6 protein-coding genes are annotated in these 9,626 nt (G+C 75.3%); all 6 read right to left on the reverse strand.

The window, feature by feature from the left end:
* Positions 1–4,253, reverse strand: a 4,253-nt coding sequence (locus tag AA75_RS37365; RefSeq protein WP_051814095.1) for a beta-ketoacyl synthase N-terminal-like domain-containing protein, incomplete at its 3' end; no start/stop codon positions are given.
* Positions 4,250–6,283 carry a thiamine pyrophosphate-dependent enzyme gene (locus AA75_RS37370; RefSeq protein WP_233289358.1) on the reverse strand — a complete coding sequence of 678 codons (2,034 nt, stop codon included), beginning with the start codon at positions 6,281–6,283 and terminating at the stop codon, positions 4,250–4,252. The genes AA75_RS37365 and AA75_RS37370, both read right to left, overlap by 4 nt.
* A 215-nt stretch (positions 6,284–6,498) precedes the next feature.
* Positions 6,499–7,101: a ScbR family autoregulator-binding transcription factor gene (locus AA75_RS37375; protein WP_158515631.1), complete on the reverse strand. Its 603-nt coding sequence runs from the start codon at positions 7,099–7,101 to the stop codon at positions 6,499–6,501.
* Positions 7,102–7,152: 51 nt separating this feature from the next.
* Complete coding sequence (locus AA75_RS37380) at positions 7,153–7,968, reverse strand: AfsR/SARP family transcriptional regulator (RefSeq protein WP_033824877.1); 816 nt, start codon at positions 7,966–7,968, stop codon at positions 7,153–7,155.
* Positions 7,969–8,222: 254 nt separating this feature from the next.
* Positions 8,223–8,423 carry a hypothetical protein gene (locus tag AA75_RS37385; protein ID WP_033824878.1) on the reverse strand — a complete coding sequence of 67 codons (201 nt, stop codon included), beginning with the start codon at positions 8,421–8,423 and terminating at the stop codon, positions 8,223–8,225.
* Positions 8,424–8,429: 6 nt separating this feature from the next.
* Positions 8,430–9,626, reverse strand: a 1,197-nt coding sequence (locus AA75_RS37390) for a cytochrome P450 (protein WP_233289359.1), incomplete at its 5' end; no start/stop codon positions are given.

Consider the following 9,626-nt stretch of genomic DNA (forward strand, 5'->3'; position numbering starts at 1 on the left):
GCACCCACGGGTACCGGGGTGACCGGCCCGCCTGCCGGGCCGTCGGGGCCGTCGGCGGCCAGGTGGGCGGCGAGGCCCGCGGAGTGCCGGTCGTGCAGCAGGACGACGGCGGTGCGCCCGGCCGCCACCGCGTCGACGGCGGCCGGCTCCTCCGCCCAGACCGGCGCCAGCAGGCGCAGCGGCCCGTCCTCGGACCGGGTGGCCCCGGCCGGACGGCCGTCGGCGGGGAGCGCGACCAGCCGCAGGCCGCCGACCCGCAGGACGACCCGCCCGTCGGCGATGGCGTGCAGGTCGACCAGGGTCTGGGCGGGGCTGTCCTCGACGAGGTGCAGCACCAGTTCGGCGTGGTCCGGCACCTCGCCGGTCCAGGCGATCCGGCCGACGGCGGCGGCCATCCGGGGGCGCCCCGGTTCGGTCAGCGCGCAGGCGGCCTGCAAGGCGGCGTCCAGCCAGCCGACCCGGCGGGTGGGTGCGTCGCCGGGCGGCGGCGTCATCCGGCCGACCGCCCAGTCGCCCGAGCGTCGCAGGTCGCCGACGGCGGCGTAGGCGGGGCCGACCTCGATGCCGTTGCGGCGCAGGATCGCGGGCAGGTCGACCGGGACGGCGTCGGCCAGCGCCCGGCGGTCGGGCACCAGGCAGTCGGGGCTGTCCGGGTCGGCGGCGGCCCTGGCGTGGACGTGCCCGTCGTGGGCGAGGGTGAGCACCGTGCGGCCGTGGCCGTCGTCGGCGGTCCGCTCCAGCCGCACCCCGTCCTCGAACGGGACCGGGCGCAGGAACCGTACGCCGCGCAGGGCGACCGGCCCGCCACCGGCCAGCGCGTCGATCAGCAGGGCGCCGGGGGCGACCGCGCGGCCGCCCACCGTGTGCTGGGCCAGCGGGTGCCCGGCGGGCAGCTCGGTCACCTCCGGTCCCCCCGCCGGCGCCGCGGGGGCGGGGTTCTGCGGGTCCGTCCGCCGCTCCCCGCGCAGCCAGTACTGCTTCCGGTCGAACGGGTAGGGCACCAGCGGGATCCGCCGGGGCGGCGTGCCGTCGGTCCACAGCGCGGCCCAGTCCGCGGCGGCGCCGGACAGCCAGGCCAGCAGGGGCCGGCGGGCCGGTTCGTCCAGCAGGTCCAGCGCGGCGGGGTGCGGTGCGGTGGCCGTCGCCGGGTGGGGTTCCCCGGCGGCGAGTGCGCGGGCGGCCGCGGCCAGCGTGGTGACGTCGCGGACGACGAGCAGGGCCCGTTCGGCCAGCGCCCGGCGGCCGCTCTGCAGCGACCAGGCGATCTGCCGCAGGTCGGCCGGCTCCCGGGTGACACGGTCGGCCAGGTCACCGGCCAGCCGGGCCAGCGACCCGGCGGTGGCGGCGGACAGCGGGACGGCGAGCGGCCCGGCGGGCGCTCCCGCGGTGGCACCGCCGAGCGCCGGTGCCTCCTCCAGGACGGCGTGGGCGTTGCTCCCGCCGAAGCCGAACGCGCTGACGGCGGCGCGACGGGGCGCGGCGCCGGGCGGGCGCGGCCAGTCGACCGCGCGGTCGGCGACGGTGAGCGGGGTGCCGGCGAGGTCGATGTGCGGGTTCAGCTCGCCGAAGTTCGGGGTGCCGGGGATGACGCCGTGGCGCAGCACCTGCACGGCCTTGACCAGCCCGGCCAGGCCCGATGCGCCTTCCAGATGCCCGATGTTGGCCTTGGCGGAGCCCACCCACAGCCGTCCCCGGGGGCCGGCCGCGGCGCTGGGCGGGCCCTGCGGGTCGCCCTCCAGGACCTCGCGGACGGCGTCCAGTTCGATCGGGTCGCCGAGCGGGGTGCCGGTGCCGTGGGCCTCCAGGAAGCCCAGGTCACCGGCGCGCAGCCCGGCACGGTCCAGCGCGGTGCGGATCAGGGCGCTCTGGGCGCGCGGGTTGGGTGCGGTGAGGGCGGTGGCGCGGCCGCCGTGGTTGACCGCGGTGGCGCGCAGCACGGCGAGGACGGGATCGCCGTCCGCGACGGCCCGGCCGAGCCGCTTGAGCACCACCCAGCCGGCGCCCTCGCCGCGGACGAACCCGTCGGCCGCACGGTCGAACACCAGGCTGGTGCCGTTCGGGGAGAGCATGCCGGCCCGCTGGAAGGCCCGGTGGTTGAAGCCGTTGCTCAGCAGGTTGGCGGCGCCCGCCAGGGCGATCTCGCAGTCCCCGGCGCGGATCGCGGCCTCGGCGAGCGACAGCGCGGTCAGGGCGCCGGAGCAGGCGGTGTCGACGGTGATGCTCGGCCCGGTGAAGTCGTAGGTGTGCGAGATGCGGTTGGCGAGGAAGGCCGGGAAGGTGCCCACGGTGGCGTAGCCGTCCGCCGCGCCGTTCTCCACCAGCTGCTCGCGGTAGTCGTAGCTGCAGGCGGCGGCGAACACGCCGACCGGGGTGCCGGCCAGGTCGTCGGGGTTGAGGGCGGCGTGCTCCAGCGCCTGCCAGCTCAGTTCGAGCAGGGTGCGCTGCTGCGGGTCCATGGCGGCGGCCTGACGCGGGGTCACGGCGAAGAACGGGGCGTCGAACAGGTCGATCCGGTCCAGCAGACCGGCCCGCAGCCCCTCGGGTACGGACCCGGCGAACCGGTCGGCGGGCACCGGAGCGATCCGGCAGCCGTTGTCGGCCAGCAGGGTCCAGAAGCCGTCCACGTCGTCGGCGCCCGGGACCTTGCAGGCCATCCCGATCACGGCGATGTCGTCGTCGGACGGCCCCGGCCCGGCCTCCCCGGCCCGGGGCTCCTCGGCCTCCTGGACCTGCTCCTCCGCGGGCAGGTCCAGGTCCGGCGCGGCCGCGGGCAGCCGGCCGGCCAGGGCCCGCAGGGTCGGGTACCGCCAGATGGCGGTGGCGGGCAGCGTGGTGCCGAACGCCCGGCCGGTGTCCCGGACCAGGCGCAGTGCCTTGGTCGAGTCGAAGCCCTGCTCGCCGAGTGGGCGATCGGGGTCCACCGGCTCGCCGGCCACCTCGGTGGCCAGCTCGACCAGCCGCTCCAGGGTGCCGCGCGAAGCTTGGTCGCCGCCCGCGCCGCCGCGGTGCGCGGTGGGCTGCCGGTCGTCGTCGGGAGCCCCGGCCCGGGCCAGCTCGTCCCGTACGGCCTCCAGGTACCGGGCGGCCTCCTGCCCGTTGAACACGGTGTGGTCGAAGGCCAGGACCAGGCGTCGGACCGGCTTCGCCCCGCCGTCGGACGGCGCGCCGAGGAAGAGTGTGGCGGCGGCGGGCGGGACGACCACCGGGACGGCGAAGGTCGCGCCGCCGTCGCCGAGGTGGGAGAGCATCAGCGTCACCCGGCCGTCGGCCTGGGACTCGCCGTTCAGCGCCCGTTCGACGGCGTCGGTGTACCGCTCGCCGAACCGGGCGCCGTCCAGCCGGTCGGCCCGCCGCACCACCCCGACCGCCAGGTCGCCGTCGTCGGTGGCGCAGGCGATGCCCAGGTCGACGTGGTCGAAGATCCGCAGGCGGTCGTCGGGGAGGCGGCGGGTGCGCAGTGCGGGGAAACCTGCCGCGGCCCGGGCCGCCAGCCGTGCGAAGACCTGGAAGGCGGTGGTGAACCCGGCGCCGTGGGTCCGGGTGTGGGCGCGCAGCGCGTCCGCCAGGACCCGCTCGGGGACCTCGGTGGCGACCACGGCGGGCACCACGTCCCCGGCGCCCGCCCGCAGCGCCCGGTTGAGCTCCCGCTGGCGGGGGCTGACCGGCACGTCGGTGTAGTCGGCGGCGGTCACCGGCTCCGCGGCAGCAGGGACAGGAGCGGCGGGGACAGGGACGGCGGGGGTCGGTTCGCCGGTGCGGCCGTCCGCGACGAACCGTTCCAGGTCGGCCGGCAGCAGGCTGCGGCCCCGGGCGGGGACGGTGGGCAGGACCGCCTCGTCCAGGCCGAGCCGGCGGGCGTGCGCCCGGGTCCTCGGCGGGATGCGGACGGTGCCGGGTGGGATGGTGCCGGGCAGTCCGGCGGCGGACGCGCCCTGGGCCGGTCCGGACTCGGTGGCCGGGCCGTCCGGCGCGGGGGCCTGGGGCCCGCCCTCGGCGGTGACCGGTTCGATCTCGGCGACGGCTCCGCCGATCGGCAGCCGGGCACCCTCCTCGACCAGCCAGGTCCGCAGCCGGCCGGCCACCGGCGACTCGATCTCGACGGCGGCCTTGTCGTGCTCCATCTCGTACAGCAGCTCGTCCTTGGCCACCAGGTCGCCGGGCTGCTTCAGCAGGCGCAGGATCAGGACCTCGACGATCCCCTCCCCCAGGCGCGGGACGGTCAGCGTGGTGGTCGGGGTCTTCTTCTCGCTCATGCCAGCACCGATCGGACGGCCGCGACCACGTCGTCCGCCGCGGGCAGCACGGCGCTCTCCAGGTCGGGGTGGAAGGGAATGTGGACATCGGGCCGGGCGACCAGCCGGGGCGGCGCCAGGAGGGAGTAGAACTCGTCGTCACCGGCAAGGAGTTCGGCGAGGACGCTGGCGCCGAAGCTGCTGGTGCGGTTGTCCTCCTGGACGACGACCAGCCGGCCGGTGCGCCGGACCGAGGCGGCGACCGCCTCGCGGTCGAGCGGGGTCAGCCAGCGCAGGTCGATCACCTCCGCCTCGGTGCCCTCGGCGGCCAGCCGGCCGGCCGCCTCGAGGGCGAGTTCGGTCCCGTTGCCCCAGGTGGCGACGGTCACGTCGGTGCCGCCGCGCAGCAGCCGGGCGCCGCGGGCGGGCGCCGGGGCGGGCTGGGGCGGGTACGGGCGCCGCATCAGGTGTTTGGGCAGCAGGATCAGCGTGGGGTCGGGGGCTTCGAAGGACTCCAGGAAGACCGCTTCGGTGTCCTCCGGGGTGGAGGGCACCACCACGCGCAGTCCCGGCAGGTGGGTGAACAGGCTCTCGTTGCTCTGGCTGTGCCAGATGCCGCCGCCGGGCAGGTAGCCGCCCCAGGGTGCGTAGATGACGACCGGGCAGCGCCAGCTGGAGGCGGTCCGCCAGCGCAGGGTGGTCAGCTGGGACGCGATCTGGTTCCAGGCCGGGCCGGCGAAGTCGACGAACTGGAGCTCGACCACCGGGCGCATGCCGACCGCGGCGAGGCCGACGGCGGCGCCGACGATGGTCGCCTCGGCCAGCGGCGAGTTGGTCATCCGCGGTCCGGCGAGCTCGCCGAGGCCCTTGGTGAAGCCGAAGACGCCGCCCTTGGGGTCCTCGATGTCCTCGCCGAACAGGACCAGTTCGGGGTGGTCGTGCAGTCCGGTGCGCAGCGCCCGGTTCACCGCCTCGACCATCGTGCCGCCGCTCGGGCGGGTGTCGGCCGGGGCGGCGGGCTGCTCGGCGGGTCCGGCGAACAGGTGGTCCAGGACGGCCGTGCGGTCGCCGGTCGGCTCGGCGGCGACGCGGTCGAAGATCTGCTCGACCTCGTCGGCGAGCCGGGCCCGGACCTGGTCGGCCCAGCCCGCGGCGACCGTGCCCTCGGCCTCCAGGCGGCGGGTGAACAGGTCCACCGGGTCGGCCATGGCGGCGAGTTCGGCCGCGGAGCGGTAGAGGCGCTGGTCGTCGGAGGAGGTGTGGGAGTCGAGCCGGTCCAGCCGGCACCAGAGCACGGCCGGGCCCCGGCCGCCCCGGATGCCGGGCAGCACCTCGGCGGCGGCGGCGTGCACGGCGTCCGGGTCGGAGCCGTCGACCACCGTGGTGACGGCCTCCGGCAGCAGGCCGAGGCGCTGCGGGGAGAGTGCCTCGGTCGGGGTGCTGATGCCGTAGCGGTTGTCGGAGACCAGGAACAGGACCGGGAGACTGCGTTCCACGGCGAAGGCGAGCGCCTCGAAGAATTCGCCCTGCCGGGTCGAGGCGTCACCGATGGAGCAGACGACGACCTTTCCCTCGTTCCGCAGATCGGATGCCCAGGCGGCGCCGGCGGCGGGGAGGCACTGGCTCCCGGTGGGGCTGGCGAGCGAGAAGACATTTCCCGGCCGGTGGCTGAAGTGGGAACTCATGTTGCGGCCCGCGGAATGCGATCCGGCTTTCGCCATCAGGTCCCTGGCCTGTCCTTCGGCGTCCATGCCGCGGGCCAGCATCAGGGTCCGGTCACGGTAGTGCGGGAAGATCAGGTCCCGGGGTTCCAGCAGCTCGCACACGGCGGCGAGGGCCTCGTGGCCGGCCGAGGAGATGTGGAACCAGGCCTGGCCCTGGCGCAGGACGATCCCGGAACGCCGGTCGCACTCCCGGGACAGCATCATCTGCTCCAGGAACGCCCGGCGGCGTTCCCGGGGAATTCCGGTCCGGGATCCGCCTGCCTGCGCGGGCACGTCCTGGGAATTCTTGGCCTTCTTCGTCTTCGCAACCGGAGCAGCGTCGGGCACGGCATGTCTCCACGGTCTTCAGGATTCCAACCCGGCTTGGGTACAAAGGAATTCTGGCGGCGCCACGGATAAGGGACCATCGCTCGTGCTGAGGTAATTCCGGCTGGTCCTTTCGGACCGGTCCGGGCGGGCGGGCGGCGGCCCGCTCCGCCGAAAGGGGGAGCCGCCGCCGCGGCCTCCCCCGAAAGGACCAGCGCGGGGGTGCGGCCCCCCGCTCAGGGGGGAGCCGTCCGGAGGGCGGCCCGGGTCGCGGGCGTCACCAGCGCGGGCAGCGCGAGCGTCCACAGCGCGCTGACCCGGGCGGCGAGTTCGTCGTCCGCCATGGGGGTGGCCGCCAGCACCTCGATCCCGGCCACCGCCGCGGCCAGCAGGGTCTGCGGGCCGGTGCGCCCGGCGTCGTCGGCGAGTTCCCCGGCGGCGCGGGCCTGGTCGAGCAGCGCCCAGGAGGTGGTCAGCCATACCTGGAAGAAGTCGGCGTGCCCGCTCTCGCGGCCGTACAGCTCGCGGCTCAGGCGGAAGTTGGCACGCAGGCCCGGGTCCTCGCGCAGGCTGCGGGCGAGCCAGTGGGTGGAGTCGATCAGGGTCTGCAACGGTGAGCCGTTGTTGCGCGCGGCGAGCGCATCGACCGAGTCGGCGAGCAGGGTGCGGCCGTACTCCCGGACGGCATCGGCCAGTTCGCTCTTGGAGCCGAAGTGGAAGTACAGCGCCCCCTTGGTGACCCGGGCCGCGCCGGTGATCTGGGCCAGTGTCGCGTTGGCGTAGCCGTTGCGGTCGAACAGCTCGGCCGCGGCCGTCACCAGTCTGCGGCGGGTGGTCACCGACCTCTCCTGCATGTCTCTCCCCTCCCGTTCGTCGGTGTCCGGTGCCGCTCAGCCCGCGTGGGCGAGTCGCCCCCAGGACTGCTGCGGGGCCTCCCGTTCGGGGCCGGCCGCCAGGATCGACTGCTGGAGCCGGCGCAGCCCGGGCGAGGGCTCCAGGCCCAGTTCGCGTACCAGCGTCATGCGCAGCCGCTGGTAGACGGCGAGGGCGTCGCCGCGGCGGCCGGAGTGGTGCAGCGCGATCATGAGCTGGCGGTGCAGCGACTCGTGCATCCGGTAGCGTCCGGCCAGCACGGTGAGTTCGCCGAGCAGTTCACGGTGCCGGCCGAGCCGCAGTTCGGCCTCGATCCGCTGGTCGAGGGCGCACAGCCGGGCCTCCTCGAGGCGGCGGATCTCCATGTCGAGCAGGGAGCCGGCCCGGACGTCGGCGAACGCGGAGCCCTTCCACAGGCCCAGTGCGTCGTGCAGCCGGCGGGCGGCGCCGGGGAAGTCCTCCTGGGCCATCGCCCGGTAGCCGTCGGCCGCGCGCCGCTCGAACTCGTGGGCGTCGCTGACTCCCCCTCTGGTGTCGAGGTGGTAGCCGCCGGGCACGGTGGCCAGCACCCGCTTGGCGTCGTACGGGTCACCGGCCCGCCGCAGGGCCTGTGCGATCAGTTCCCGCAGTTGCAGGACGTAGGTCTGCAGGGTGTTGCGGGCGGAGCGCGGCGGGCTGCCGTCCCAGAGTTCCTCGATCAGCAGCGCCACCGGCACCGTCCGGTCGGCGTGCAGGGCGAGGACCGCGAGCAGGTGCCGCGGCTTGGGGGCCGTCGGGGCGATGGACACCCCGGATTCCCGTACGTCGAGCGATCCCAGCACATCGATGTCCACGGCGTCTCCCCTGGTCGCTGCCCCGGATGGGCACGGAACGGCACCGGCGCCGCCCCCGCAATTAAAAACAGACTATACGGTTTGCTAGTAGAAGACCAGTCGGTCTGTTTTTGTTTTTCGCGAACGGCGAAGGCCCGCATCCCGGGTGGGGATACGGGCCTTCGCACCCGGTCCAGCTCCCTGGTGGGGAGCCGGACCGCGGCGTACGGAGCACGCGTCCTGGTGGGGTCACGAGCCCTGGAACGGTCGGCGGGTCAGGACTGCCGGTGCCGCCGGGGCGTGCGGTCGGCGGTCTCGCCGCGGTCGGCCCGGTCGCGGACCGGCTGCGGCCGTTCGCGCCGGCCGCGGACCCGCCCGGTGGGACGGGCCCGGTAGACCTGCGCCAGGACGTGCCAGGGCGAGCACAGCAGTGCGTCGTCCACCTCGGACGGCCCGTCGGGCGGGAGGGCGGCCACGGCCGTTCAGCCGCGACGCACGGTCAGCGGGAGCGAACGGGCGCCGAACAGCCCCTCGCGGTGGAAGTCGTACTCCGCACCGGGTGTGATCCGGATGTCGGCGAACCGGGCGAGCAGCGCCTCCAGCGCGATCCGGCCCTCCAGCCGGGCGAGCGGCCCGCCGAGGCAGTAGTGGATGCCGTGGCCGAAGGCCAGCTGCGGGTTGGGGCTGCGGCGGTGGTCGAAGCGCTCCGGGTCCGGGACGTGCCGCTCGTCGTGGTTGGCCGACAGCAGGGAGGCCATCACCATCCGGTCCGCGGGGATCACCACCCCGCCGACGGTGACCTCGCGGGTGGTCACCCGGGCCGCCACGGTGATCGGCGGGCGCATCCGGAGCACCTCCTCCACCACCGCGGGGATCAGTGCGGGATCGTTCCGCAGCTCGGCCGCGACCTGCGGGTTCTCCTCCAGGCACAGCACCGTGTTGCCGAGCAGCATCGAGGTGGAGACGTGGCCGGCCATCAGCAGCAGCGCCCCGAACTCGACGATCTGCCGGTCCGTCAGCCGCTCCCCGTCCAGTTCGGCGGCGGCCAGCCGGGTCAGCAGGTCGTCCTGCGGGGCGCGGCGGCGCTCCTCCACGTGCCGCCGGAGGTAGGCGTGCATCTCCTTCAGCGGCTGCTTGACCAGCCGCTCGTAGTCGTCGCCGGCCTCGTCGCCGAACTGCATCTCCACCGCGTCGTCGACCTGCATCGACAGCATCCGGTCCGACCAGCTGCGGAACAGCTCCCGGTCCTGCGGCGGCACGCCGAGCAGCTCGGCGATCACGATCACCGGCAGGGGGTAGGCGAAGTCGCCGACCACGTCGAAGGTCCCGCCCTGCACCGCGTCGAGCAGCTGCCCGGCGAGCTCGGTCACCCGCGGCTCCAGCTCGGCGACGGTGCGCGGGGTGAACGCCTGGCTGACCAGGCTGCGCAGCCTGCGGTGCAGCGGCGGGTCGATGACGGAGAGGATCTCCTCGCTCAGTGCGCTGGAGTCCGGCCGCAGCCGGCCGAGGTCCGAGGAGAAGACGGCGGGATCGGAGGTGACCGCCAGCACGTCGGCGTGGCGGTAGACGTGGAACACCCCGTACCGGTCCTCGTGGACCGGGTGGTGGTCGCGCATCTCGCGCAGCCAGGCGAACATCGCCGGGCCGCCGTCGGCCAGGGAGGGCGGGGCGGGAACGGT

The organism is Kitasatospora sp. MBT63, assembly GCF_000710465.2.
GTDB lineage: Bacteria > Actinomycetota > Actinomycetes > Streptomycetales > Streptomycetaceae > Kitasatospora.